Below are 25,802 nucleotides of genomic sequence, written 5' to 3'. Positions count from 1 at the left end.
GACAGCTCGGAAGGATCCTTCAACCGATCACTTTGGCTTTAACTGATCGGCATTATCCCTGATGGGATCCTTTTTTTTGAATTCAATCTGCATTCTTTACGACTGTGGTTACATCCCAATATTGCAGAGTTCTGCGGTTCATCTGACTTTAACTTGTGTGCGGTTTAAGTGAAGCGCATACAAGGATAGATTGAACGACAAGGAAAAGTTGTCAGTACCTTGCTTGACGCTTCTTCCAACTTCTTACTACTGAGTAACGCCATAACCCGCGAATACCAAAGTAGCCAATCATTGCTGAAACCACGCCACAAATCAGGCAACCCAGTAAGAAAGGAGGCCCGATTGTATTCATTTGCGCCAAGATGAAGTCCCAAGACAATTCGAAATGGAAGGCTTGAGGTGGTACATGCATAACAAACGCCCCGACTTTATAAGCAAAGTAGAAGAGAACGGGCATAGTGACCGGGTTACTGATCCAAACAAGTGCGACAGCCAAAGGTAGGTTAACGCCACATGCGACAGCAAGGCCTGCAGACATAATCATTTGGCTTGGTAGAGGGACAAACGCCATGAATAACCCAACAGCGAATGCGCCAGCCGCAGAGCGACGATTAAGACACCATAAGTTGGGGTTGTACAAAACATTGCCAAAAACTTTCAATGCTTTCTGACGCTTGATTAGCTCATGGTCAGGCATAAATCGTTTGATAAACTTTCTTGGCATAGGAGGAAGCTACTCTCTTGTTTAACACTTGGTTCTTGATTTCATTTGCTGCGACAGTTGTGTCTGCCAGCTTCTGGCCTGTGATGCCTCATTGGGTTTGGGCACCATTGATGCTGTTGTTACTACTAGCATCAACAAAGTATAGCGTTTTCCGGAGTGCAAGAGGTCTAGCAACAGCATTGATACTAGTTATCTGCCTAGGGAATGTAATTGAAATACAAACGAGTCGCTTATTTCAATCAGGGCAGAATACTACCATAAATGCTTCGGTTGTTAGCCTTTTTAGTGAAAATAGCCACGGTTTTGAAAGCGTAATAGTAGCTAGATCAATTGGCGGCGAAAAATTAATCTTTCCTCAATTAATAAAATTACGTTTGTTTACACCTTTTAAGTTAACACTCGGAGATGATGTCAATTTATCTGTGTATATAAAGCCTGTATGGGGCAAACTCAATGAAGCAGGCTTTGATTTAGAAAAGTATCTGTTTAGCGCAGGTGTGGTTGCCAATGCAATTTACAGATCTAATACAAAGTATCGCATTCATACCAATAGCAACTTACGGTCCTATTGGTTTGAAAACAGTCTTGAAAGGTTAAGTCAACTGGCAAATCAAGACCTCATTATGGCTTTGAGTTTTGGTTATCGAGACCTTATTCACTCTCAGCGTTGGGACTTACTTAAAAGCAGTGGTTTGATTCACTTGATGGCTATTTCGGGGCTGCATATTGGGATTGCCTTTGGTATCGGCTATCAAGTAGGAAAGGTATTCAGGTTACTATCATCTTCACTTCTTTGGTTGCCCACAATATTCGGAGTCGGCTTAGCCTATTTCTACAGTTGGTTTGCTGGGTTCACGCTGCCCACCTTGAGAGCTTTGGTGATGTGTATTATCGCCAGCTATTTCTTGTGGCGTGGGCAAAATATCAGTTTGTTTCGGTATGTCGCCTTAAGTCTGTGCGTGGTTCTGCTAATTTGGCCATTTTCAGCATTATCGAGTAGCTTCTGGTTGTCTTTTGGTGCGTTAGGTGCCGTTCTTTACATTGCGTTAAATAGTCAGTCATCCGATTCAAACTCAACATTTATCGAGCGAGCACTGCAGCTCTTCAAGATTCAGTTAATGCTGACATTCCTGATTGCTCCCTTTTCGATGCTGTTCTTTAATGGGGTCAGCTTAGTCTCTGTTTTCTACAACTTGCTCCTTTTACCTTGGGTGTCGATGGTGGTTATTCCACTATTGTTCCTGGCAATGTTCTTTAGCTTAATATTGGCGCCAGTATCAGGTGGCGTTGGCTTAACTACATTCAACAATGGTTTGTCTGAACAATTATGGATGTTGGTCGACTTATCGCTTGAGCCTCTCGTATTTAGTCTTCCTTTCTCTGAACGATTTTGGTTTCAAGTGGATAATCACACGATTGAGTTGTCTGTATTCCTCATCTTGTTTTTCGGTTTTGTCAGTCGATATTTCAAGCGAGCACTATCTATATTTATTATTACCGTGTTTGTACTGTGGTGGGAGTTCGGCAAGCCTCAACAAGACAAACTAATTATCGATATCTTGGATGTTGGTCACGGGTTGTCTTTGCTCTTAGAAAAGAACAATCAGATTGTTCTTTACGATCTTGGTAACGCATGGCCAGGAGGTTCCATTGTCGAATCCTTACTTATTCCTACTTTGAATCAGAGGGGAATTCATGAGTTGGAGGGTGTAATAGTGAGTCATTTCGATTCTGACCACGCTGGTGGCTATCCGTCGTTACTTGAAAATTACAACCCTAAGTGGGTAAGAGCCAGTCAGAATATCAGTCAACAAGGACAATCTACGATTCAAGAATCGTCAAATATTCAAGCATGTATTTTAGGAGAAGTATGGACTTGGCAAGGGGTTGCTTTTGAGGTCTTGTGGCCTCCCAAACAAGTGAAGAGGGCGTATAACCCACATTCGTGCGTAGTCAGGCTTTTTGACCCCGCTCTAGAGTTCTCGATGTTACTTACTGGTGATATTGAATTGGTCAGTGAGTGGTTACTTGCACGCGAAGGCGAACGGCTTCGAAGTGACGTAATGCTTGTTCCTCATCATGGTAGCAATACGTCTTCGATCGCCAGTTTTATTGAGGCCGTTTCACCTCAGTTAGCGATCGCTTCTTTGGCCAAAGGCAATCAATGGGGGATGCCGAGTGAATCCGTTATTGAACGTTATCACGACGCAGGGAGTGCTTGGCTTGATACTGGAGAAAGCGGCCAAATAACCATCAGTATTGGTCAAGAAGGTTGGCAATATCATGAGATTAGAGAACAACAAGGCAGACAGTGGTATAGGCAGATGCTTCGTAAGGGAGTAGAATAGGAAGATTATTGTGAGAAAATTAAGCGATTCTATGTCAACACAAACAGATGAAACTACCTGGGTCACATTTAAAAGACTTTGGACTTATATTCGACTATATAAGGCCGGCCTTGGTGTTGCGGTTATTGCGCTTATTATAAATGCTGTCACTGATACCTACATGATTTCCTTACTAAAGCCGTTACTTGATGAAGGCTTTGGTAATGCAGAATCTGACTTTTTACGTACGCTCCCTCTCATTATCTTTGTCATGATGTTCGTTCGTGGCATCAGTGGCTTTGTTTCAACTTATTGTTTGAGCTGGGTTTCAGGCAATGTGGTCATGGAAATTCGACGTAAAATATTCAGCCATTTTATGCATATGCCAGTTTCTTTTTTTGATAAAGAACAGACTGGTGCGCTGCTATCTCGAATTACTTACGATTCAGAGCAAGTCTCTGCGGCAACCAGTAAAGCATTAGTCAGTATTGTCCGTGAAGGTGCAAGTATTATTGGCCTGTTGACGCTGATGTTCTGGAATAGTTGGCAGTTGTCTTTGGTGTTGTTCGCTGTCGCCCCTCTTGTCGCGTGGGCAATCAGTATCGTATCGAAGCGATTCAGAAAGATCTCTAAGAACATGCAAACCAGTATGGGTCACGTCGCTTCTTCTGCAGAACAAATGCTGAAAGGACATAAAGTCGTTCTAACGTATGGCGGACAAGATCTAGAAAAACACCGCTTTGACCAAGTTAGTAACCAAATGCGCCAACAAAGCATGAAGCTAATCACTGCTCAAGCGGCCGCTAACCCAATTATTCAGATGATTGCATCACTTGCAATCGTAGTTGTTCTATTTCTTGCTAGTGTTGATTCAATTAAAGCAGAGCTTACTCCTGGTACGTTCACTGTTGTGTTCTCGGCGATGTTTGGTTTACTACGCCCACTAAAAGCTCTGACTAATGTAACGTCTGAATTCCAACGTGGTATGGCAGCGAGTACGACCCTATTTGGTTTGATGGATCTAGATACGGAACAAAATAAAGGTACGTTGAAGCCTGAAACCGTAGCGGGTGAAGTTGAAGTAAAAGATGTGACATTTACTTACCAGGGAGCAGAGAAAGCAGCGCTTGATAAGGTCAGTTTTAATATACCGAAAGGCAAGACAGTCGCACTTGTCGGCCGTTCAGGTTCGGGTAAGAGCACCATTGCGAACCTGTTTACTCGTTTTTATGACGTAGACTCTGGCTCTATTGAGCTTGATGGTCACGACATTCGTGATTATGAATTAAGAAATCTACGTGAGCACTTCGCTCTTGTTTCCCAGAATGTGCACCTATTTAACGATACGGTTGCGAACAACATCGCTTACGCAGCTGAAGAACAGTATTCACGTGAACAGATCGAACACGCGGCTAAACTTGCGCATGCAAGCGAGTTTATCGAAGGCATGGAAAATGGCATCGATACGGTTGTTGGCGAAAATGGCGCGAGCCTGTCTGGCGGTCAAAGACAGCGTATCGCGATTGCACGTGCTCTATTGAGAGATGCACCTGTTCTGATCCTTGATGAGGCGACATCTGCATTGGATACCGAGTCAGAAAGAGCGATTCAATCTGCGTTAGAAGAGCTGCAGAAAGACAAAACAGTACTTGTTATCGCACACCGACTATCTACTATCGAGCAAGCTGATGAGATTCTAGTGGTTGATGATGGGCATATTGTAGAAAGAGGTGCACATGCCGAGCTCATCGCCCTTGATGGCGCTTATGCACAACTACACCGAATTCAGTTCAGCGGATAAGATTAGGTCTTGTTGTGATCGAAAAAATTTGGTTTAACAATCACCCATTAAAATACTTTCTCTGGCCGCTATTGTGGCCATTGAGTCTGCTATTCAAAATGATCAGCGGTCAACGTCGTGATGCTTATCTATCGGGGAAAAAAGAGACCTATCGCCCGCCTTTACCCGTGATTGTTGTTGGTAATATTACCGCTGGCGGCAATGGCAAAACACCGGTTGTGATTTGGTTGGTAGAGATGCTTCAGGCTCATGGTTTTAAGCCAGGTGTTGTTTCTCGAGGTTATGGGGCGAAAGCACCAAACTATCCGTTAGTGTTGGATGAAAACACGCCAGCAGAGCACTCTGGTGATGAGCCTCGTTTGATTCGTAAGCGAACTGGTGCGCCTGTAGCGGTTGACCCTGTGCGCGCAAACGCAGTAAAGGCTTTGCTGAGCGAAGGGGTTAATGTCATCATCACTGACGACGGCCTTCAGCATTATGCACTTGAACGCGATATTGAATTTGCTGTTATCGACGGTGCGAGACGCTTTGGTAGTGAGTGTCTAATTCCTTTGGGCCCATTAAGAGAGCCTATATCTCGTTTAGATGACGTAGACTTTTTGGTTAATAATGGCGGTAAAGCGCACGGGCGAGAGTTCTCGATGTCTTTACTTCCAAGCCAAGCGGTTAACCTGAAGACGGGTCAGAAAAGGTCTGTGGCAGAATTACAGAAGCTGGTGGCTTTTGCTGGTATCGGTCACCCACCACGCTTTTTTAAAACATTGGAAAATCTTGATGGTGATGTGGTTTATACGCAGGGCTTCGCCGACCATCAAGATTTTGATAAAGATGAACTTCATGCCTTAGCAAAAAAAGGTATGAATATGATTATGACAGAAAAAGACGCTGTAAAATGCGAAGAATATGCGCAAGATAACTGGTGGTATCTTCCAGTTTCTGCGCAGTTTGATGAAGATTCGCAACAGCAAATTTTAAAAAGAATAAAAGAGGTTATGGAATACTATGGATCACCGTCTGCTTGAGATCGTTGCTTGCCCTGTATGTAAAGGTAAACTAACTTTTGACAAGGATAAGCAAGAGCTTGTTTGTAAAATTGATCGCCTTGCTTACCCAATTAAAGAGGGTATTCCTGTTCTTTTGGAACCTGAAGCTCGCACCGTTTCAATGGATGAGGGTAAGTAATGTCTTATACGGTTGTTATACCTGCAAGATACCAATCGAGCCGTTTACCAGGGAAGCCACTTGCTGACATTGGTGGCAAGCCGATGATTCAATGGGTATACGAACAGTCAATGAAGGCGGGTGCCGATAACGTTATTATCGCTACCGACGACGCTCGAGTTGAAAAAGCGGCCAAAGCATTTGGCGCGACCGTTTGTATGACATCACCGAATCATGAATCAGGCACTGAGCGTCTCGCTGAAGTGATTGAAGTTATGAAGATTCCAGATGATCATATTATCGTGAATGTTCAAGGTGATGAGCCACTTATCCCACCTGCGATCATTAATCAGGTCGCGAACAACCTTGCGAACAGTACAGCTCCGATGGCAACACTCGGTGTGGAAATTACTCATGCTGACGAAGTGTTTAATCCTAACGCCGTAAAAGTTGTGACCGACAAAGATGGGTATGCCCTGTACTTTAGCCGAGCTACTATTCCTTGGGATCGCGATGCTTACGCGAACAATGGTACAGCTGCTGAATCTCCACTGCTTCGTCACATTGGCATTTACGCTTACCGTGCGGGTTTTATTAATACCTATATCAATTGGGAACCAAGTACCCTTGAGCGTATTGAGTGCCTAGAGCAGCTACGTGTACTTTGGTACGGTGAAAAAATCCATGTAGACGTTGCGGCAGAAGCACCTGCAGCTGGTGTTGATACGCCAGAAGACCTAGAAGCGGTTCGAGCTATTATTGGCTAAGCGTCTTTTAGCGACTACTTCTTTGCTCTACAAAAATGCAAAATCATGAGCCTTGCTTATCGCGAGGCTTTTTTATGCCTAAAGAGAAGCGAGTGACAGCCTTATTTATCTAAGTTAACGGATATTGAGTTGGTTGCATTGGTTTCTGTAGCATCACCCCGGAATTATCTGAGATTTACCTCGCTCGACTTGCAAATTTTCTCTATAATATGCCGCCTATAAAGTAGTGGCGAATCGCTAGTACAGAATAAAACTTACGACAAAACGTGGAGTAAAAGATGCCTTCTCAAAGCCCAGTGATTACGGTTGATGGACCAAGTGGTGCAGGTAAAGGTACCCTGTGTATGTTACTAGCAGATAAGCTAGGCTTTCATCTTCTAGACTCAGGCGCGATCTATCGCGTATTGGCTTTAGCGGCAATTCACCATGGCGTGGATACTGAATCAGAAGATGCTTTAGTACCGCTTGCAACTCACTTAGATGTTCAGTTTATCGCTGAGGGTGAGCTAGTGAAGGTTATCTTAGAAGGCGAAGATGTGTCTGGTGAACTTCGTAAAGAAGAGACGGGCATGGCGGCTTCAAAAGTCGCTGCTTTACCTCGCGTTCGTGAAGCACTGTTACGTCGTCAACGTGCTTTTAGCGCAGCTCCTGGTTTAGTTGCAGACGGTCGTGACATGGGAACGGTTGTGTTTCCTGAAGCGGAAGCGAAAATATTTTTAGATGCGAGTGCTGAAGAGCGCGCGAGTCGCCGCCTTAAACAGTTGCAACAGAAGGGGTTAGATGTTAAATTTGACGACCTTTTGAGCGAGATCCAAGAGCGAGACGATCGAGATCGTAATCGCCCAGTGGCGCCACTTCGCCCTGCAGAGGATGCTCTAGTGCTTGATTCCACCTCAATGAATATTGAGCAGGTAGTCGAAAAAGCACTACACTATATTGAATCGAAACTGGCTGGGTAATTTCGCCGAGCTAGTACGAACGTTGGTCGCAAGGATGATGACCGGCGAATTTATCAACCCCATGCGGTAGGATACCCATGGACGTTTAATTATTGAAGATTAAATAATGACTGAATCTTTTGCTCAACTCTTTGAAGAGTTTCTATCTGAAACTGAATTCCAACAAGGCAGCATCGTTAAAGGTACTGTAGTAGCTATCGAGAACGGTTACGTTCTTGTAGACGCTGGTCTTAAGTCTGAATCTGCTATCCCTGCTGAACAATTCAAGAACGCTGCTGGCGAACTTGAAGTTGAAGTTGGTGCTGAAGTAGACGTAGCTCTAGACGCTGTTGAAGATGGTTTCGGTGAAACTCAACTTTCTCGTGAGAAAGCTAAGCGTCACGAAGCTTGGATCGTACTTGAGAAAGCTTGTGAAGAAGCTGAAACTGTTGTTGGTATCATCAACGGTAAAGTTAAAGGCGGTTTCACTGTTGAACTTAACGGTATCCGTGCTTTCCTTCCAGGTTCTCTAGTAGACGTACGTCCTATCCGTGACACTGCTCACCTAGAAAACAAAGAGCTAGAGTTCAAAGTAATCAAGCTAGACCAGAAGCGTAACAACGTTGTTGTTTCTCGTCGTGCTGTTATCGAATCTGAAAACAGTGTTGAGCGTGACGAACTTCTTGAAACTCTACAAGAAGGTACTGAAGTTAAAGGTATCGTTAAGAACCTTACTGACTACGGTGCATTCGTTGATCTTGGCGGTGTTGACGGTCTTCTACATATCACAGATATGGCTTGGAAGCGCGTTAAGCACCCATCAGAGATCGTTAACGTTGGTGACGAAATCCTAGTTAAAGTTCTTAAGTTCGATCGTGAGCGCACTCGTGTTTCACTAGGTCTTAAGCAACTAGGCGAAGATCCATGGGTAGCAATCGCTAAGCGTTACCCAGAAGGTCACAAGCTTTCTGGTCGTGTTACAAACCTAACTGACTACGGCTGCTTCGTTGAAATCGAAGAAGGCGTTGAAGGTCTAGTACACGTTTCTGAAATGGATTGGACTAACAAGAACATCCACCCTTCTAAAGTTGTTAATGTTGGCGACGAAGTTGAGGTTATGGTTCTTGATATCGACGAAGAACGTCGTCGTATCTCTCTAGGTCTGAAACAGTGTAAAGCTAACCCATGGCAGTCATTTGCAGAAATGCAAGCTAAGGGCGACAAAGTTACTGGTAAGATCAAGTCTATCACTGACTTTGGTATCTTCATCGGTCTAGAAGGCGGTATCGACGGTCTTGTACACCTATCTGACATTTCTTGGAACGCTGCCGGCGAAGAAGCTGTACGTGAATACAAGAAAGGCGACGAAATCTCTGCTGTTGTTCTAGCAGTAGATGCAGAGCGTGAGCGTATTTCTCTTGGCGTTAAGCAAATGGAAAACGACCCGTTCAACGCATACGTTGCTGACAACAAGAAAGGTGTTCTTGTAAACGGTACTGTAACTGCAGTTGACGCTAAAGGCGCTACTATCGAGCTAATCGAAGGCGTTGAAGGCTACCTACGTGCTTCTGAAGTTTCTCGTGACCGTATCGAAGATGCATCTCTAATCCTAAGCGTTGGCGACAGCGTTGAAGCGAAGTTCACTGGTGTAGACCGTAAGAACCGCGTAATCAACCTATCTATCAAAGCTAAAGATGAAGCTGATGAGCAAGAAGCAATGGCTTCACTGAACAAGTCTGATGAAGGCGCGTTCGGTAACGCAATGGCAGACGCATTCAAAGCTGCTAAAGGCGAATAATAGCTTCTCATTAAGAGAATTATAGCTATCTAGCCAAGAAAGGAGCCGTAAGGCTCCTTTTTTTTTGCTTATTTTTCCTATAGGTCTATAATTTCTAAAAAGAAAACCAACGAGGGTAACTATGACTAAGTCTGAATTGATTGAAAGACTGTGCGCTGAGCAAACGCATCTTTCTGCAAAAGAAATTGAAGACGCTGTAAAAGACATTTTAGAGCACATGGCTTCAACACTAGAAAGTGGTGATCGAATCGAAATTCGCGGCTTTGGCAGCTTTTCTCTGCATTACCGTGAACCTCGTGTTGGACGTAATCCTAAAACTGGTGACAAGGTTGAGTTGGAAGGTAAATACGTTCCTCACTTCAAACCAGGTAAAGAGCTACGCGAGCGAGTAAACTCAGGGTTGTAGACTACTTATCGGAATTAAGAAAAGCGGCATACTATAATGTATGCCGCTTTTTTATGACCATAATATGGTGGTCTGATTAGTAATTTTCCTGCATAATCGTACAGCTAACTAATCAATGAGTGATGAACTATGAAAATTATAAAAATAGTCGCTGTTATCGCACTTTTCCTAATGGCACTGGCTTTAGGCTCTCAAAACCAAACAATTGTGAATTTCAATTATTTGCTAGCGCAAGGTGACTTCCACCTGTCAAGCTTGCTAGGTGTTGTATTCGTTTCAGGTTTTGCTCTTGCTTGGTTAGTCTTTGGAAATATGCACATGCGATCTCAACTAAAAATTCATCGCTTGAAGAAGCAACTCAATAAGCAATCAAAGCAGGTCGCTGCTGAAACTAAAGCTTAAAGGCCATATTTGATGTTAGAGTTACTGTTCTTACTTTTGCCCATCGCAGCCGCTTATGGTTGGTATATGGGTAATCGTAATGCTCAGCAAGAAAAACAAAAGCAATCACACCAGATCTCCCGCCAATACGTGACGGGTTTGAACCTATTACTGTCAGATCAATCTGACAAAGCGGTTGATCACTTCATTGAGTTACTTCAAGTAGACAATGAAACCATCGATACTCACTTGGCTTTGGGCAACTTGTTCCGCTCAAGAGGCGAAGTCGACCGCGCTATTCGTATTCACCAAAATCTTATCTCTCGGTCTGGGCTTACCCTCGATCAAAAAAACCTCGCATTGCAACAATTAGCTAAAGACTATACGGTCTCAGGCTTTCTTGATCGCGCAGAGAAAATTTTTGAACAGCTTGTAGAAGAGCCTGATCATAAAGAAGGCGCTTTACAGCAGTTGGTTGCCATTTATCAGCAAACGCGTGAGTGGAATAAAGCGATTCATTACGGGAATATCTTAGTTAAGCTGAGCAAGAAGAAAATGAAGACGCGTGCGATGGTTGCACACTTCTGGTGTGAACTTGCGATGCAAGAACAAGCCGACGGCAACCGCCCTAAAGCGCTTCAGCACTTCAAGAAGGCCCTTTCAGAAGACCCTAAATGTGTTCGAGCCAGTATTGCTTTAGGAAAATTCCATTTAGCCAATGAAGATTATCACAAGACAATTACTTATTTAGAGTCAGTTCTCGATCAAGATATCGACTTCATTAGCGAAGTCCTGCCAACGCTTGCTGAGTGTTACCACAAACTTGGACAAGAAGCGCAGTTGGTCGAGTTCCTTAAAGCGTGTATTCAGAAGAAAGCCGGTGTTTCCGCTGAGTTGATGCTGGCTCAACTCGTTGCCGACCATGAAGATGTTGGCTCTGCTCAAGAGCTACTGACAAAGCAACTTGTTAAAAACCCAACCATGAAAGGTTTTTATCGATTAATTGATTATCACCTAGAGGAAGCGGAAGAAGGTAGAGCTAAAGACAGCTTAACAACGCTTCAATCTATGGTTGGTGAACAACTCAAGGTTAAGCCTCATTACCGATGCCGTCAGTGTGGTTTCTCAACTCACTCAATGTATTGGCACTGCCCTTCATGTAAGGGGTGGGGAACGATCAAGCCTATTCGTGGGCTTGATGGTGAATAGATTTGTGGTCATTTTAAGACCAAATTATTAATTGCAGCTTTCGGGCTGCATTTTTATGACTGTTATTTATGGCCTGATTGGTATAAATATTTTGTAGAAAGTTAACTGCGTTAGGAGATGAAATGAACGACCAAAAAATCATTGTAGCATTGGATTATGATAACCAAGCGGATGCGTTAGCCTTTGTCGATCGTATTGACCCAGCATCTTGCCGCCTAAAAGTTGGCAAAGAGATGTTTACTCTGTTTGGCCCTGAATTTGTTCGTGAATTACATAAACGTGGTTTCTCTGTGTTTTTGGACCTTAAGTTCCACGATATCCCGAACACATGTTCAAAAGCGGTACGTGCTGCCGCTGAGATGGGCGTGTGGATGGTGAACGTACACGCGAGCGGTGGCGAGCGTATGATGACGGCTTCTCGTGAAATTTTGGAACCATATGGTAAAGATCGTCCATTGTTAATTGGTGTGACGGTACTAACCAGTATGGAGCAATCTGACCTAGCGGGTATCGGTCTGGATCTAGAGCCACAGCAACAAGTGATGCGCTTAGCGTCTTTGACTAAAAACTCAGGCCTAGACGGTGTTGTATGTTCTGCACAAGAGGCTTCTTTGCTCAAAGGTGCACTTGGTCAGGAGTTCAAGCTAGTTACTCCAGGTATTCGTCCTGTAGGCGCTGATGTTGGTGACCAGAAGCGTATAATGACGCCTTCTAAGGCGATTCAAGCCGGCTCAGACTACTTAGTTATCGGTCGTCCAATTACTCAAGCAGCGGACCCTGCAGCAGTACTTGCTGAAATCAACGGCACGCTAGCTTAAGCTTATCATTAAGTCGTAATTCCAATAAAGAAGGCCAGCAAATTGCTGGCCTTAATTTTTTAGTCTGGATTAGTCTAAACTGGACTGAATTTTCAGTGGGTAGCTTAAACCGGAGCGCCACTATGAAACTTAAAGTCGCTGTCTGAAGAAGTGATAAGTTCTGCTTCAACTTGCGCAAAATGAGCAATACGCTCAGAGATATCTTTACCGGCGATTTGTTCTGCGAGTTCAAGATAGTCTTGATAGTGACGAGCTTCTGAACGAAGTAGAGATACGTAAAACTTTTCCATGTCTTCTTCTAAGAAAGGAGCCAGTTTAGCAAAGCGTTCACAAGAGCGAGCTTCAATAAATGCACCAATAATAAGCTTATCAACCAGAGCATCAGGTTCGTAAGTTTTAACTTGCTTGATTAAACCTTTAGCGTAGCGGCCCGCCTCGATCGGTTGATAAGTCACGCCTTTTTTTACCATCAATTCCATCACTTGGTAGAAGTGATGCAGCTCTTCTTTGATCAGCAATACCATTTTATCGATCAAGTCAGCACCGTAATTACAGCCTTCTTTCGCTGTAATTTGCTTTGATACATTACTTTTACCACGTAGAGACTCCAAGTCTCCAATACGACGGTAAGCAAATTGCTCGTAGGGCAAAATCCACTCATTCAGTTGCTTCGCGCTTTCTTTATCTACCGCATATTTACGGATAAGGAACAAAGCACTTTGAGCTGCTTTAAGTTCACAAAGCATGTGATCGCGTAGAATGATATGAAGGTTTTCAGGCTTCTTGGCTTCATCTATCCATGAATCTGGCGTTTCAGCTTTAAGAAAAGAGTGTATAGGGGCTAATAATTCTTGATACATGGTAAGGGCAAGTTTGTTGATAATGCGGGATTTTATCACAGCTTAAGAGATCCCCCTATACGGAGAAAGGAAATTCCACAGGTACAAAAAAGGCCGCTAATTTAAATAGAGCGGCCTTTAAGTGTTGAGTTAGAGCGTTACCATTTTTTCTTCTGACCGAATAAAGCATCCATGTCATCTTCACGCTCTTTCGATTCCATCTGCTGTAAATCTTCTGCGTTTTTATTTAGGCGCTTCTGATCAAGATCGTCAAGCATCTGTTGTAGCTTGTCTTTCGCTTGATTGGAGTATGCGTCGTTTTTAGTGGCTAATGCATCGATGCCTTTGCGCAACAGTTGAATCGCTGTGCCAGGCTGTCCACGAGATATCGAGTCATTTGCACGTTTGATAACATTCTCGATGTTGATGCGAATTTGGATTGTTTCTAAGCGAGCGTTTTCAACCACAAAAGCTTGAGTATTAAAACGTCCTTTATTGTGCTCGTTACGAACCGTGTCACGCAAGCGTTTAACTAGCTTAAGCATCATAATTGCTTGTTTGTCACTACTAGGCATGCGAAAAGCGGTGCTTTCGCCCCCTTGGTGGTTCTCTTTAAGCTGAGTGATTTGTTGCTTTACGCTTTCGATGCGTTGGGCAAGCTGCTTATTTTTAGGATCGAGTTCATACATATTAACTAATGCATCAAGAATTCGATTGTTTAAGCATATAAGAAGATCTTGGCTAAACGGCATGTGATGAGCATTGCCAATTAACTCTTCTGTTCCATCTATAATGGTTAGATAACGAGAAGCTTCCTGTTTCTTCGTTGTTTCTACCTTAACTTTGTATTGAAGCATGATGTTGTAGCCTAAAACCAACACCAAAAGCACGGCTACCAAGGCGATTATTAAACCAATATTCATATATTTGTGTCTGCTTATTGTTTTCTATAGCTAACTAGAGAGGATACACGATTCCATTGTGTATAGGCACTTGTAAATTACAATTTTTGATTATCTCTTGTTGAGCGCAATCGGCAATCAAAATTTACTAACTAATGTGTGAGAATGAGGAGTGGCTTACAAAGCGTCAGTGATATTTTTATTTGTTACGCTTTAAAAGCTCGATATTTCTGTCATTTTAGTTCTCGAAGCGTTATAACTATTAATTATATTACACGAGACTATAACGCTCTATTTGCAAATAAGTTAGCGCAGAAATGAGTAAAGGATTACGAGGTTAGATATGAAGTTACAGCAACTGAAGTACATTGTTGAGGTTCTAAACCATAACCTAAATGTTTCAGCGACAGCAGAGAGTTTGTACACATCTCAGCCCGGCATAAGTAAACAGGTTAGATTACTTGAAGATGAGCTAGGCATTCAAATATTTGAGCGTAGCGGTAAGCATTTAACTCAGGTTACACAAGCCGGTGAGGATATTATTCGTATCTCTCAAGAGATTTTGGCTCGTGTTGAGAGTATTAAAGCGGTTGCGGGTGAGCACACTCATCCTGAGATGGGCACATTGAATATTTCAACCACTCATACTCAAGCTCGTTATGCACTCCCTGATGTGATTAAAGGTTTCACGGCGCGTTATCCAAAAGTGTCGCTTCACATGCATCAAGGCACGCCAAGCCAGATGTCAGAAGCGGTAGCTAAGGGTACAGCGAACTTTGCGATTGCAACGGAAGCGCTACACCTTTATCAAGATGCAATTATGCTGCCTTGTTATCATTGGAACCGTTCGATCGTGGTAACGAAAGATCACCCTCTTGCACAGAAACGAAATATCTCGATTGAAGATCTTGCCGCTTATTCTCTCGTGACTTATGTATTTGGTTTTACTGGCCGTTCCGAGCTGGATACAGCATTTAACAAAGTAGGCTTAACACCGCGTGTTGTGTTTACCGCGACGGATGCTGATGTGATTAAAACTTATGTTCGGATGGGAATCGGGGTGGGTGTAATTGCAAGCATGGCGATTGACCACGAGCAAGATACAGACTTAGTTGCTATTGACGCGAGCCACTTGTTTGGTGCGAGTACCACAAGTATTGGCTTTAGAAAGGGTACTTTCTTACGTTCTTACATGTTCGATTTCATGGAGCGTTTTGCACCGCACTTAACTCGCCCAGTAGTTGAGCAAGCTATTTCTTTGAAATCGAATGAAGAGATCGAAGAGATGTTTAAAGACATCGACTTACCCGTTCGCTAAGGGTCATAGTCTTACCTAGATTCCCAATTCGGCCTGTTTACAGGCCGTTTTCATTTAAGCTCATTTGTGGTTTTATTGCTGGTAGGTTGTCTTTATACAACCTCAATTTGTAACCTTCCTTTCCATTTAGGCCTCTTACCCCTACAATCATCGCACCATAGGGGGAAGCATGCATTCACGATTCAAAATACTCGATTCATTTTTGCTAGAGCACCAGATTTACTGGCGTTCAGAGCCTTTTCACCTATGCCAAACTCACGATCAGCCATGGACAGACGTGAACCTTCCACTTGTCGATTGGTTAGATGGCTTGAGTATTGAACGCATTCAAACGCTAAAAGAACAGCCTCAAGTTCTGATTTCGGAATTTATGCGTTTTCTCCCAGAGTTAGAGAATGCCAATCAACACACCCAGTTTGATAATTCGGCTTTAGTTGGGCTTGATCTTCCGCGCGGTACTGCCGATGGTATCCCCGGCAGAAAGCTGCAACAAATCGTCGCGATGGGAGAGGCTTCATTAAAAGAGCATCATGGTAAAGAGTGGCTTGAATGGTGTTCTGGCAAAGGCTTTCTCGGTCGAATCTTATCTCAGCAATCAGATCAAAAGGTCACTAGCTTTGAGTGGCAACAATCGTTGTGTGAAAGCGGACAAAAGATAGCAGATGACCAGAAACTAGAGATGGACTTTGTTCAAGGTGACGCGTTTTCAAAAGATGCAGATCGGGTGTTTAACTCAAACCAACATGCTGTTGCTCTTCATGCTTGTGGTGACCTTCATGTCGAATTAGTGAAGAAATCTGTTTCACACGGGCTTCCTGCAGTTACCATTTCTCCATGTTGCTACCACCTTATTCGCGATGAAAGCTACCAAGCGATGTCATCCGTTGCGAAAAGCTCAGCATTAACGTTGAGCAAGAGCGACTTAAGAATCCCGCTTCAAGAAACCGTCACTGGTGGTGAAAGAGTAAAAAGACACCGTCAGTTAGAAATGAGTTACCGATTAGGCTTTAGCCAACTACTGAAGGGTGAGCTTGGTGTCGACGAGTACATTCCTGTACCAAGCATCAAGAAATCGGAGCTATCCGAAGGCTTTGAATCATTTTGTTGCTGGGCATCTGAAGTGAAAGATATATCGCTGGGTTCAGATATTGATTTTGACTCTTATTTAATTCAAGGCGAAGCGCTTTTCTGGGAAATGGAAAAGCTGAGTTTAGTTCAACAAGTCTTTAGAAGACCTTTAGAGATATGGTTGGCCTTAGATCGTGCCATTTATCTGCAAGAACAAGGTTATCAAGCTTCGATTGAAGAGTTCTGCGAACGTAGTGTAACGCCAAGAAACCTATTGATTCATGGGGTTAAGATCGAGCGTTAGCGGTAAACAGCACTGGTACGTGTTTTTACGATCTAACATCATGAATGCAAAATAAAGCTATAAATACAAAAAAGTGATAAATACAAAAAAGCCAGCGCGACATTATGTCGTACTGGCTTTTTGTTTAATGTGTATGAGTTAACTGAACGCTTCAACGAGAAGGTTATTGCGTTCAGTTAGCCATTACATCATTAATTAAACATCGCGATTGCTTCTGCAGGCGCTACGTATTCTAGGTCAAAGCTTTCTGCAACTTCTTTACAAGTCACTTTACCGTGGATTACGTTTAGGCCTTCTAGGAAACCTTCATCAGATAGAAGTGCTTCGCGGTAACCTTTGTTCGCTAGCTTAACAATGTAAGGAAGTGTTGCATTGTTAAGTGCGTAAGTAGAAGTACGAGCAACGGCACCTGGCATGTTAGCAACACAGTAGTGAACTACGTCATCAACGATGTAAGTTGGATCGGCGTGAGTCGTTGCATGTGAAGTTTCAAAACAACCACCTTGGTCGATTGCAACATCAACAACCGCTGAACCTGGCTTCATCTTAGCGATGTGATCTTTTGTAACAAGTTTAGGAGCGGCTGCGCCTGGGATTAGCACTGCACCAATCACTAGGTCAGCTTCTAGAACATGCTTCTCAATAGCGTCTTCAGTAGAATAAACCACTTTTGCGCGACCTTGGAATTCTTCATCAAGACGACGAAGAGTATCTACGTTGCGATCAAGAATGGTTACATCAGCGCGAAGGCCAACAGCCATACGTGCTGCGTTAGCACCAACAACACCGCCGCCAACAACAACAACTTTTGCTGGCTCAACACCAGGAACGCCGCCAAGAAGAAGACCACAACCACCGTTAGATTTCTCTAGTGTTTGTGCACCTGCTTGAATAGACATGCGACCAGCGACTTCAGACATTGGTGCTAATAGTGGCAAGCGACCCATATTATCTGTTACAGTCTCATAGGCTACGCAGACAGCTTTGCTCTTGATCAGCTCTTCAGTTTGTGGAAAATCTGGTGCAAGGTGTAAATAGGTAAATAATATTTGCCCTTCGCGAAGCATAGCTCGCTCGACAGCTTGAGGTTCTTTAACCTTTACAATCATTTCTGCTTTCGCGAAAACGTCAGCAGCAGTAGGAAGAATGGATGCGCCTACAGCGATGTAATCATCGTCTGAAAAACCGATACCATTACCGGCATTGGTTTCTACAAAAACTTGGTGGCCGTGTGAGATTAGTTCTCTCACGCTAGCTGGGGTCATACCAACGCGGTATTCGTGGTTCTTGATTTCCTTAGGTACGCCAATGATCATCCTGACTCCTCATTTTATTTTGGTTGTTTTATCTATGTGTAGGGTAATTCTGTCGAATTAATATCTAGTATAGATATGTTTAAGTAAAATTTGATACTGAATATTAAAAAGTTGTAGTATATTTTTTTGCAAGGAAGTAATAAGGTGGAATAAAAAATGGCAGACAATTATAAGAAGCCGTCCAAGGAACTAGATCGTATTGACCGCAACATTCTTAATGAGTTGCAAAAAGACGGTCGTATCTCAAACGTTGAACTCTCAAAACGAGTAGGACTTTCTCCAACTCCATGTCTTGAGCGTGTTCGTCGTTTAGAGCGTCAAGGTTACATTACTGGGTACACAGCATTGCTGAACCCACAGTACCTTGATGCTTCACTTTTAGTGTTTGTTGAAATTACGTTGAACCGTGGTGCGCCAGATGTGTTCGAACAATTCAACACCGCTGTGCAGAAACTGGATGACATCCAAGAGTGTCATTTAGTGTCGGGTGATTTTGACTATCTTCTAAAAACACGTGTATCTGATATGGGTGCTTACCGTAAGCTACTGGGTGATACGTTACTTCGTCTACCAGGCGTAAACGACACTCGAACTTACGTTGTAATGGAAGAAGTGAAACAAACCAATCAACTTGTGATTAAAACTCGTTAATCATAATTGGTGAAATGAAAGAAAGCGGACATTTGTTCCGCTTTCTTGCTTTCTGGAATTGGGTTTTTCTGTTTGATATGGTTAAATCAACAGTAGTTTCATTGAAACGAGCGGCTATTGCCGCTCGAGATGTTTTTATCCCGTTTAATTATTAAGTTGGTTTATGTTCAAGCAGAGCAGTAATAAAGTAGAAACAATCATTAAAACGAGTGAAGAGCCTCAGTCTCCTCGTTTAAGTGGTTCTCAACGTCTCAAAGAGTGCAGCCTAATTCTAGGTGTTCTCTTCTCTATTCTACTTGCCGTTGCGTTATTCACTTTTAGCCCTGCTGACCCATCATGGTCGCAAACGGCTTGGGGTGGTGATATTCAAAATGCAGGAGGCTACGTAGGTGCATGGTTGGCGGATACGCTTTTCTTTGTGTTTGGTTCTTTAGCTTATCCTTTACCTATCTTGGTGACGGTTGCTGCGTGGGTATTATTCCGTAAACGTAATGAAGATGAGCAGATCGATTTCATGCTGTGGGGTACTCGTTTACTTGGACTGACTGTCCTTATTCTTACTAGTTGTGGTTTAGCGGATATCAACTTCGATGATATTTGGTACTTTTCATCTGGCGGTGTAGTCGGTGATGTATTAACAAGTCTTGCGCTTCCAACGCTGAACGTTCTGGGCAGTACGTTGGTTCTTCTTTTCTTATGGGGAGCTGGCTTTACCCTATTAACGGGCATTTCCTGGTTAAGTATTGTTGAATGGTTAGGCGAGTGTGCAATCAAATCCTTTACGTCAGCCGTTAATAAGGCGCGCGGCCAAGATCAAGAGCTGCTTGAACCTCAGTTAACAGAATCGGCAGACCGCGATTTAATCGAAGAACGTCATCAAGAGCCGAGTTACCGTGATGTTCCTGCTTTAGAAGATAACAAAGAATCAAAAGAGCATGATCTACTAGATCCTGCGATGAGCTTCTCAGCGACCAATGAGTCTTCAGGCGAGGCTACAAATGCGCTAGACAGTGCCGCGTCGCCGAAGCGCCATTACAATATTCATATGCCTGTCGAGGCGCCAGCGAAGCAAGACGCTTCAGCTCAAGAAGTGTCTGATATTCAACGTCAACCTGAAGTTGAACCTGAGCCGATCCCTGCTGCGCCTGTTTACCAAGCGCCAGAAGAGCCTTTGGAAGAGGGCATTGAGCGCTCGAAGCAGTTGAATGCAACGATAGAGCAGCTAGAGAATGCTGCAATGTATGAAGATGATCTAGCGGCTCAAGAGCAAGTTGACGCACATGAATCTCAGGTTGCGTATCAACAATACATGCAAAACGAACAAGCAGAAGTTAGTCCAACTCATAGTGACTTTGATAGTGCTGAAACAGCAACGGATAGTTCCTCTGAAGTCGAGGGTGAACTCGGTGCAGAAGACGTTCAGCCTGAATCTTTATATGCTTCGCCAGTGGATGAAACAGAAGAAACAATCGAAGACGATTCTTCTGTGCAAGCATCTCCGTTTGATATGGCGGAAGAGCAAGATGAACAAGCTTCAGTGTTCCAACCGGTATCGATTGAAGATGTTCATACTGAGCAACAAGAGCCTTTAGCTGCCCAACAAGGTAATGCGGAGTTTGAGCAAGCTAACGAACAAACTGAAGAGCTTGCTGTTGATCTTCCATGGGAGGAGGTCTCGGAAGATGAGTCTGCGCACCAAGACCAAGATGTAGCAGCATTCCAAAATCTGGTATCTGAAGCGCAAGCGAATATGGCGGCGACACAAAACCCGTTCTTGGTACAGCAAGATGTGAATTTGCCCAAACCTGCCGAGCCATTGCCAACACTTGAGCTGTTGTTCCACCCTGAAAAACGTGAAACCTTTATTGACCGCGATGCACTAGAGGCGATTGCTCGTCTTGTTGAATCGAAGCTAGCGGACTACAAGATAAAGGCAGATGTGGTTGATATCTTCCCTGGCCCTGTCATCACTCGATTCGAACTCGATCTGGCTCCTGGCGTGAAAGTGAGCCGTATTTCTGGTCTTTCTATGGACTTAGCGCGTTCACTTTCTGCATTGGCAGTGCGGGTCGTAGAGGTAATACCGGGTAAACCTTATGTTGGTTTGGAATTGCCGAACATGAGCCGTCAAACCGTATTCTTCTCCGATGTGGTAGGTAGCCCTCAGTTCCAAGAAGCGAAGTCACCAACGACCGTTGTTCTAGGACAAGATATTGCAGGTGAAGCGGTTATTGCTGATTTATCGAAGATGCCACACGTACTGGTTGCAGGTACCACCGGTTCTGGTAAGTCGGTGGGTGTGAACGTGATGATCTTGAGTATGCTTTACAAGGCATCGCCTGAAGACGTTCGTTTCATCATGATTGACCCGAAAATGTTGGAATTGTCTATCTATGAAGGTATTCCACATCTATTGTCTGAAGTCGTTACCGACATGAAAGATGCGTCTAACGCCCTTCGTTGGTGTGTTGGCGAAATGGAACGTCGTTATAAACTGATGTCGGCACTTGGTGTTCGTAACATTAAAGGCTACAACGACAAATTGAAGATGGCTGCGGAAGCGGGTCACCCAATTCATGATCCTCTGTGGAAACCGGGCGACAGCATGGACCCTGAAGCACCATTATTGGAAAAACTGCCTTACATCGTAGTTGTCGTTGATGAATTCGCCGATTTAATCATGGTAGTAGGCAAGAAAGTTGAAGAACTGATTGCACGCTTGGCACAAAAAGCGCGTGCGGCGGGGGTTCACTTGATCTTAGCAACTCAACGCCCTTCAGTTGATGTTATTACGGGTCTTATTAAAGCCAATATCCCGACACGTGTAGCCTTTACCGTATCAACCAAAACAGACTCTCGAACCATTCTTGACCAAGGTGGTGCTGAGTCACTACTTGGTATGGGTGATATGTTGTACTTGCCACCGGGTTCAAGCCACACAACTCGTGTACACGGCGCATTTGCATCTGATGATGATGTACACGCGGTCGTGAATAACTGGAAAGCACGCGGTAAGCCAAACTATATTGAAGAGATTACGAACGGCGACCAAACCCCAGAAACACTGTTACCAGGTGAGAAAATGGAAGGCGATGAAGAAGTCGATCCTCTGTTTGATCAAGTTGTCGAACACGTTGTCCATTCACGTCGTGGTTCAGTTTCTGGTGTGCAACGTCGATTTAAGATCGGCTACAACCGTGCCGCACGAATTGTTGAGCAATTAGAAGCTCAAGGTATTGTCAGTGCGCCAGGACATAACGGTAACCGAGAAGTCTTGGCGCCAGCGCCACCAAAAGATTAGTTCCAATAGGAACTCATAACTATTCAGTCGGTCAAAACCAAAACATGACCGACTTATGTTCTAACAGGATTATTGATGAAAAAAGTATTCGCACTTTTATTTATGAGCTTCTCAGTATTTGCTTCTCCGAAAGAAGAGTTGAGTAGCCGCTTGTCGCTGAATGCAGGTTTTAGCGCTGACTTTAAACAAGTTGTCACCAGCCCTGACGGTGATGTTGTGATGGAAGGCGAGGGCACAGTAGAGATTGCACGCCCTAGCTTGTTCCGTTGGGAAACGACTTTCCCTGATGAAAACCTATTGGTCTCTGATGGTCAAAGCTTGTGGTACTACAGTCCGTTCATTGAACAAGTGAGCATTTACTGGCAAGAACAAGCCACATCGCAAACGCCATTTGTATTGCTGACTCGTAACCAAGAAAGCGATTGGGACAACTACAACGTCGCGCAAACGGGTAACCAATTTACGCTAACGCCAACGGCTGTGGACTCTAATCAGGGCGATTTCCAGATTAACATCACCGAGAAAGGCATTGTTCAGGGCTTTAATGTGATTGAACAAGACGGCCAAAAAGGTGAGTTTACCTTTAACAATGTTGACTTAGGTAAACCTGCTGCTGACCGCTTTACTTTTGTGGCGCCAGAAGGTGTCGAGGTCGACGACCAAAGAAACTGATCCAAACTGGCAGATCGTTTGGTAGTAAGTCGATAGGCATTGATGCCATCAACGAATCAAGAGATTGCAATTGAGTAATTACAGCTTAGATTTTGCAGGGGACGAAGATTTTCGTCCCCTTGCTGCTCGTATGAGACCTGAAACTGTTGAACAGTATATCGGCCAGCAGCATATATTAGGTCCAGGTAAACCCCTTCGCAGAGCGTTGGAGGCGGGCCATATCCACTCCATGATTTTATGGGGGCCTCCGGGCACCGGTAAAACCACGCTGGCAGAAGTGGCAGCTAATTACGCCAATGCAGAAGTCGAGCGCGTGTCAGCAGTGACTTCGGGTGTAAAAGACATTCGTATCGCCATTGAAAAAGCGCGTGAGAACAAGCAAGCAGGGCGTAGAACGATTCTATTTGTGGACGAAGTCCATCGCTTTAATAAAAGTCAGCAAGATGCGTTCTTACCTCATATCGAAGATGGCACGGTTACGTTTATCGGCGCGACCACAGAAAACCCTTCTTTTGAGTTAAACAACGCTTTGTTATCACGTGCGCGTGTCTACAAACTGACTTCGCTTAATACTGAGGATATCTCCCTCGTCATTCGCCAAGCCATTGAAGATAAACAGCGTGGCTTGGGTGATGTGTCGGCTGATTTTGCTGATAACGTATTAGATCGTCTTGCGGAGCTGGTCAACGGTGATGCACGTATGTCGCTCAACTATCTAGAGCTGCTGTATGACATGGCGGAAGACAACGACAAAGGCGAGAAAGCGATAACATTGCAGTTGTTAGCTGAGGTGGCTGGTGAGAAGGTTGCTCGTTTCGATAACAAGGGTGATATTTGGTACGACCTAATCTCCGCCGTTCATAAGTCGATTCGAGGCTCTAATCCCGATGCTGCGTTGTATTGGTCGGCGCGAATGATTGCAGCGGGTTGTGACCCTTTGTATATAGTAAGACGCTTGCTGGCGATTGCTTCTGAAGATATTGGTAATGCTGATCCAAGAGCAATGCAGGTCGCAATGTCGGCTTGGGATTGCTTCACGCGTATTGGCCCAGCAGAAGGGGAGCGTGCGATTGCGCAGGCGGTTGTCTATCTAGCGTGTGCGCCAAAGAGTAACGCTGTTTACACGGCTTGGAAGCAAGCCTTAACGGATGCTCACAACCTTCCTGAATATGAAGTCCCTCATCATTTACGTAATGCACCCACAACTTTGATGAAGGACATGGGCTACGGGCAAGAATACCGTTATGCTCATGATGAACCAGGTGCCTACGCCGCTGGAGAAAAGTATTTGCCGCCTGAAATGGGCGAAACACAATACTATTTCCCAACAAAACGAGGCTTAGAGACCAAAATTGGCGAGAAGCTAGATTATCTGGCGGATTTGGACGCAAAAAGCCCACAAAAACGCTATGAAAAGTAGTCTTTTTTGGATATCGTTACCTAGTCATAAAAATTCAATTAAATCGTTACAAATTGGTCGAAATAGCACCAGTTTTAGGGGTTTAGCAGTGATTCAGTAGCAATCTACTGAATATTCAAATAACTAAAGCATAGGATTAGCAATGCTGGATTCTAAATTACTTCGAGCTGAGCTGGATGAAACAGCGGCAAAATTAGCACGTCGAGGCTTCACCCTTGATGTAGAGACAATTCGTGAACTTGAAGAAAAACGTAAGTCCCTTCAGATGAAAACTGAAGAGCTACAAGCGTTACGTAACTCTCGATCGAAGTCCATTGGTCAAGCGAAAGCAAAAGGCGACCATGAAGAAGCTGAGCGTATCCTTGCAGAAGTAGGCAACTTAGGCGCAGAACTAGACCAAGCTAAAGTAACATTGGCTGAGCTTCAATCTGAGCTAGAAACGATCACAATGTCAATTCCTAACCTACCTGACGCAGAAGTGCCAGATGGTAAAGATGAAGACGACAACGTAGAAGTTTCTCGTTGGGGTCAACCTAAGACTTACGACTTCGTAGTGAAAGATCACGTGGATCTTGGCGAAATGTCTGGCGGTCTTGATTTTGCTAGCGCAGTTAAAATCTCTGGTTCTCGTTTTATCGTGATGAAAGGCAAATTCGCACGTCTACACCGTGCTATTGCTCAGTTCATGCTGGACCTTCACACTGATGAGCACGGCTACACAGAAATGTACGTACCGTACCTAGTGAACCACGATAGCCTATACGGTACTGGTCAACTTCCTAAGTTCGGCGAAGACTTGTTCCACACAAGCCCGCTAACTGAGCAAGTAAGTGATGTACCGCTTAAGACGTTATCGCTTATCCCTACTGCGGAAGTACCGGTAACGAACATGGTTCGTGACACGATTACTGATGAAGCTGAACTGCCACTTAAGATGACAGCTCACACTCCATGTTTCCGTTCTGAAGCGGGTTCTTACGGTCGTGACACTCGTGGTCTTATCCGTATGCACCAATTCGACAAAGTTGAATTAGTACAAATTACTAAGCCAGAAGACTCAATGGCAGCGCTTGAAGAGCTAACAGGTCACGCTGAGAAAGTACTTCAACTTCTAGAGCTTCCTTACCGTAAAGTGATTCTATGTACGGGTGACATGGGCTTCGGTTCTGCGAAAACTTACGACTTAGAAGTCTGGGTTCCAGCACAAGAGACATACCGTGAAATTTCTTCTTGTTCAAACATGTGGGATTTCCAAGCGCGTCGTATGCAAGCTCGTTTCCGTCGTAAAGGCGAGAAGAAACCTGAACTTGTACACACACTTAACGGTTCTGGTCTTGCTGTTGGTCGTACTATGGTTGCTATTCTTGAGAACAACCAAGAAGCAGATGGCCGTATTGCTATCCCAACAGTACTTCAACCATACATGGGCGGCGTAACGCACATCGGCTAATGCCAATTTTGGTTAATCAAATTTAGATTAATCTGACTTGTTAGAATATTTAAAAGGCTTTGCTGTAATGGCAAAGCCTTTTTTGTATGCGGACGTTGTTTAAATAGAAGCTACATATATGAGAAGGCAGCCTCGGAAGTATTGTTTGCTTGTTTCCAGGCCAAGTCTGCTTGCTTATACCAATTCCATTAAATTCATGATCTAATATAGACTCTGAAAGGAGCCTATATG

The 25,802-nt window shown here is 44.0% G+C and carries 22 protein-coding genes; 18 read left to right on the top strand and 4 right to left on the bottom strand.

Annotated elements, in window-relative coordinates:
• Positions 1-211 precede the first annotated feature (211 nt).
• Complete coding sequence (locus AB6E08_RS17660; protein ID WP_009847146.1) at positions 212-724, bottom strand: DUF2062 domain-containing protein; 513 nt, start codon at positions 722-724, stop codon at positions 212-214.
• 215 nt (positions 725-939) lie between these two features.
• Here AB6E08_RS17660 and AB6E08_RS17655 point away from each other — a divergent pair, with 215 nt between their 5' ends.
• The 11 genes from AB6E08_RS17655 to pyrF all read left to right on the top strand — a co-directional run bounded on the left by AB6E08_RS17655 (position 940) and on the right by pyrF (position 12,330).
• Positions 940-3,072 (top strand): DNA internalization-related competence protein ComEC/Rec2, encoded by a 2,133-nt coding sequence (locus AB6E08_RS17655; protein WP_372065122.1) that lies wholly within the window; start codon positions 940-942, stop codon positions 3,070-3,072.
• 31 nt (positions 3,073-3,103) lie between these two features.
• The gene (gene msbA, locus AB6E08_RS17650) at positions 3,104-4,852 is read left to right on the top strand and encodes a lipid A ABC transporter ATP-binding protein/permease MsbA (protein ID WP_009847143.1); all 1,749 of its coding nucleotides are present in this window, start codon (positions 3,104-3,106) and stop codon (positions 4,850-4,852) included.
• A 14-nt stretch (positions 4,853-4,866) separates the two neighbouring features.
• Entirely contained in the window at positions 4,867-5,874 is a 1,008-nt protein-coding gene (lpxK, locus tag AB6E08_RS17645; protein ID WP_135381599.1) for a tetraacyldisaccharide 4'-kinase, read from the top strand.
• Entirely contained in the window at positions 5,855-6,034 is a 180-nt protein-coding gene (locus AB6E08_RS17640) for a Trm112 family protein (protein ID WP_004736429.1), read from the top strand. The genes lpxK and AB6E08_RS17640 overlap by 20 nt, the downstream gene beginning before the upstream one ends.
• Positions 6,034-6,780 carry a 3-deoxy-manno-octulosonate cytidylyltransferase gene (kdsB, locus tag AB6E08_RS17635; protein WP_009847141.1) on the top strand — a complete coding sequence of 249 codons (747 nt, stop codon included), beginning with the start codon at positions 6,034-6,036 and terminating at the stop codon, positions 6,778-6,780. Before AB6E08_RS17640 ends, kdsB begins: the two co-directional genes overlap by 1 nt.
• Positions 6,781-7,058: 278 nt before the next feature.
• Positions 7,059-7,739, top strand: a complete 681-nt coding sequence (cmk, locus tag AB6E08_RS17630; RefSeq protein ID WP_017104105.1) for a (d)CMP kinase — start codon at positions 7,059-7,061, stop codon at positions 7,737-7,739.
• 106 nt (positions 7,740-7,845) lie between these two features.
• Positions 7,846-9,516 carry a 30S ribosomal protein S1 gene (rpsA, locus tag AB6E08_RS17625; RefSeq protein WP_012604398.1) on the top strand — a complete coding sequence of 557 codons (1,671 nt, stop codon included), beginning with the start codon at positions 7,846-7,848 and terminating at the stop codon, positions 9,514-9,516.
• Between the two features lie 121 nt (positions 9,517-9,637).
• Positions 9,638-9,922 (top strand): integration host factor subunit beta, encoded by a 285-nt coding sequence (gene ihfB, locus AB6E08_RS17620; protein WP_010439923.1) that lies wholly within the window; start codon positions 9,638-9,640, stop codon positions 9,920-9,922.
• A 129-nt stretch (positions 9,923-10,051) separates the two neighbouring features.
• Positions 10,052-10,324 (top strand): LapA family protein, encoded by a 273-nt coding sequence (locus AB6E08_RS17615; RefSeq protein WP_012604397.1) that lies wholly within the window; start codon positions 10,052-10,054, stop codon positions 10,322-10,324.
• A 12-nt stretch (positions 10,325-10,336) separates the two neighbouring features.
• Positions 10,337-11,512, top strand: coding sequence for a lipopolysaccharide assembly protein LapB (gene lapB / locus AB6E08_RS17610; protein ID WP_086049721.1), 1,176 nt, complete (start codon positions 10,337-10,339; stop codon positions 11,510-11,512).
• Between the two features lie 122 nt (positions 11,513-11,634).
• Entirely contained in the window at positions 11,635-12,330 is a 696-nt protein-coding gene (gene pyrF / locus AB6E08_RS17605; RefSeq protein WP_017089172.1) for an orotidine-5'-phosphate decarboxylase, read from the top strand.
• A gap of 104 nt (positions 12,331-12,434) precedes the next feature.
• Here the strand turns inward: pyrF and miaE are convergent, their stop codons facing one another.
• Both miaE and AB6E08_RS17595 read right to left on the bottom strand, forming a co-directional pair.
• Positions 12,435-13,229 (bottom strand): tRNA isopentenyl-2-thiomethyl-A-37 hydroxylase MiaE, encoded by a 795-nt coding sequence (miaE, locus tag AB6E08_RS17600; RefSeq protein ID WP_372065109.1) that lies wholly within the window; start codon positions 13,227-13,229, stop codon positions 12,435-12,437.
• A 98-nt stretch (positions 13,230-13,327) separates the two neighbouring features.
• Complete coding sequence (locus AB6E08_RS17595; RefSeq protein ID WP_009848859.1) at positions 13,328-14,092, bottom strand: hypothetical protein; 765 nt, start codon at positions 14,090-14,092, stop codon at positions 13,328-13,330.
• A 322-nt stretch (positions 14,093-14,414) separates the two neighbouring features.
• Between AB6E08_RS17595 and cysB the strand changes: the two genes are divergently transcribed.
• Together cysB and AB6E08_RS17585 are read left to right on the top strand one after the other, a co-directional pair.
• Positions 14,415-15,389 (top strand): HTH-type transcriptional regulator CysB, encoded by a 975-nt coding sequence (cysB, locus tag AB6E08_RS17590; protein ID WP_009848858.1) that lies wholly within the window; start codon positions 14,415-14,417, stop codon positions 15,387-15,389.
• Positions 15,390-15,558: 169 nt separating this feature from the next.
• A complete protein-coding gene (locus AB6E08_RS17585; RefSeq protein WP_372065113.1) occupies positions 15,559-16,761 on the top strand; it encodes a methyltransferase in 1,203 nt (400 codons plus the stop codon).
• Positions 16,762-16,952: 191 nt separating this feature from the next.
• Here the strand turns inward: AB6E08_RS17585 and ald are convergent, their stop codons facing one another.
• The gene (ald, locus tag AB6E08_RS17580; RefSeq protein WP_012604392.1) at positions 16,953-18,077 is read right to left on the bottom strand and encodes an alanine dehydrogenase; all 1,125 of its coding nucleotides are present in this window, start codon (positions 18,075-18,077) and stop codon (positions 16,953-16,955) included.
• Between the two features lie 156 nt (positions 18,078-18,233).
• On the opposite strand from ald, the gene lrp reads away from it, so the two are divergent.
• From lrp to serS, 5 genes are all read left to right on the top strand, one after another.
• A complete protein-coding gene (lrp, locus tag AB6E08_RS17575; RefSeq protein WP_004734558.1) occupies positions 18,234-18,728 on the top strand; it encodes a leucine-responsive transcriptional regulator Lrp in 495 nt (164 codons plus the stop codon).
• A 163-nt stretch (positions 18,729-18,891) separates the two neighbouring features.
• Positions 18,892-22,029, top strand: a complete 3,138-nt coding sequence (locus tag AB6E08_RS17570; protein ID WP_372065117.1) for a DNA translocase FtsK 4TM domain-containing protein — start codon at positions 18,892-18,894, stop codon at positions 22,027-22,029.
• Between the two features lie 75 nt (positions 22,030-22,104).
• Positions 22,105-22,701, top strand: coding sequence for an outer membrane lipoprotein chaperone LolA (lolA, locus tag AB6E08_RS17565; protein ID WP_029222615.1), 597 nt, complete (start codon positions 22,105-22,107; stop codon positions 22,699-22,701).
• Positions 22,702-22,765: 64 nt separating this feature from the next.
• A complete protein-coding gene (locus AB6E08_RS17560; protein ID WP_017098146.1) occupies positions 22,766-24,121 on the top strand; it encodes a replication-associated recombination protein A in 1,356 nt (451 codons plus the stop codon).
• A gap of 142 nt (positions 24,122-24,263) precedes the next feature.
• Positions 24,264-25,571 carry a serine--tRNA ligase gene (gene serS, locus AB6E08_RS17555; RefSeq protein WP_017101621.1) on the top strand — a complete coding sequence of 436 codons (1,308 nt, stop codon included), beginning with the start codon at positions 24,264-24,266 and terminating at the stop codon, positions 25,569-25,571.
• Positions 25,572-25,802 lie beyond the last annotated feature (231 nt).

Source organism: Vibrio sp. 10N.247.310.24 (genome assembly GCF_041467175.1).
Lineage (GTDB): Bacteria > Pseudomonadota > Gammaproteobacteria > Enterobacterales > Vibrionaceae > Vibrio > Vibrio tasmaniensis_A.
Note: the sequence above shows the minus strand (reverse complement) of the source record. Positions and strands in the feature narration are given on the sequence as shown.

Coding starts and splice junctions, on each gene's coding strand:
- cmk (WP_017104105.1), top strand. CDS start 7,059: ATGCCTTCTCAAAGCCCAGTGATTACGGTTGATGGACCAAGTGGTGCA.
- AB6E08_RS17585 (WP_372065113.1), top strand. CDS start 15,559: ATGCATTCACGATTCAAAATACTCGATTCATTTTTGCTAGAGCACCAG.
- serS (WP_017101621.1), top strand. CDS start 24,264: ATGCTGGATTCTAAATTACTTCGAGCTGAGCTGGATGAAACAGCGGCA.
- lolA (WP_029222615.1), top strand. CDS start 22,105: ATGAAAAAAGTATTCGCACTTTTATTTATGAGCTTCTCAGTATTTGCT.
- lrp (WP_004734558.1), top strand. CDS start 18,234: ATGGCAGACAATTATAAGAAGCCGTCCAAGGAACTAGATCGTATTGAC.
- cysB (WP_009848858.1), top strand. CDS start 14,415: ATGAAGTTACAGCAACTGAAGTACATTGTTGAGGTTCTAAACCATAAC.
- AB6E08_RS17570 (WP_372065117.1), top strand. CDS start 18,892: ATGTTCAAGCAGAGCAGTAATAAAGTAGAAACAATCATTAAAACGAGT.
- ihfB (WP_010439923.1), top strand. CDS start 9,638: ATGACTAAGTCTGAATTGATTGAAAGACTGTGCGCTGAGCAAACGCAT.
- AB6E08_RS17640 (WP_004736429.1), top strand. CDS start 5,855: ATGGATCACCGTCTGCTTGAGATCGTTGCTTGCCCTGTATGTAAAGGT.
- lapB (WP_086049721.1), top strand. CDS start 10,337: ATGTTAGAGTTACTGTTCTTACTTTTGCCCATCGCAGCCGCTTATGGT.
- msbA (WP_009847143.1), top strand. CDS start 3,104: ATGTCAACACAAACAGATGAAACTACCTGGGTCACATTTAAAAGACTT.
- rpsA (WP_012604398.1), top strand. CDS start 7,846: ATGACTGAATCTTTTGCTCAACTCTTTGAAGAGTTTCTATCTGAAACT.
- AB6E08_RS17595 (WP_009848859.1), bottom strand. CDS start 14,092: ATGAATATTGGTTTAATAATCGCCTTGGTAGCCGTGCTTTTGGTGTTG.
- AB6E08_RS17615 (WP_012604397.1), top strand. CDS start 10,052: ATGAAAATTATAAAAATAGTCGCTGTTATCGCACTTTTCCTAATGGCA.
- pyrF (WP_017089172.1), top strand. CDS start 11,635: ATGAACGACCAAAAAATCATTGTAGCATTGGATTATGATAACCAAGCG.
- ald (WP_012604392.1), bottom strand. CDS start 18,077: ATGATCATTGGCGTACCTAAGGAAATCAAGAACCACGAATACCGCGTT.
- AB6E08_RS17660 (WP_009847146.1), bottom strand. CDS start 724: ATGCCAAGAAAGTTTATCAAACGATTTATGCCTGACCATGAGCTAATC.
- kdsB (WP_009847141.1), top strand. CDS start 6,034: ATGTCTTATACGGTTGTTATACCTGCAAGATACCAATCGAGCCGTTTA.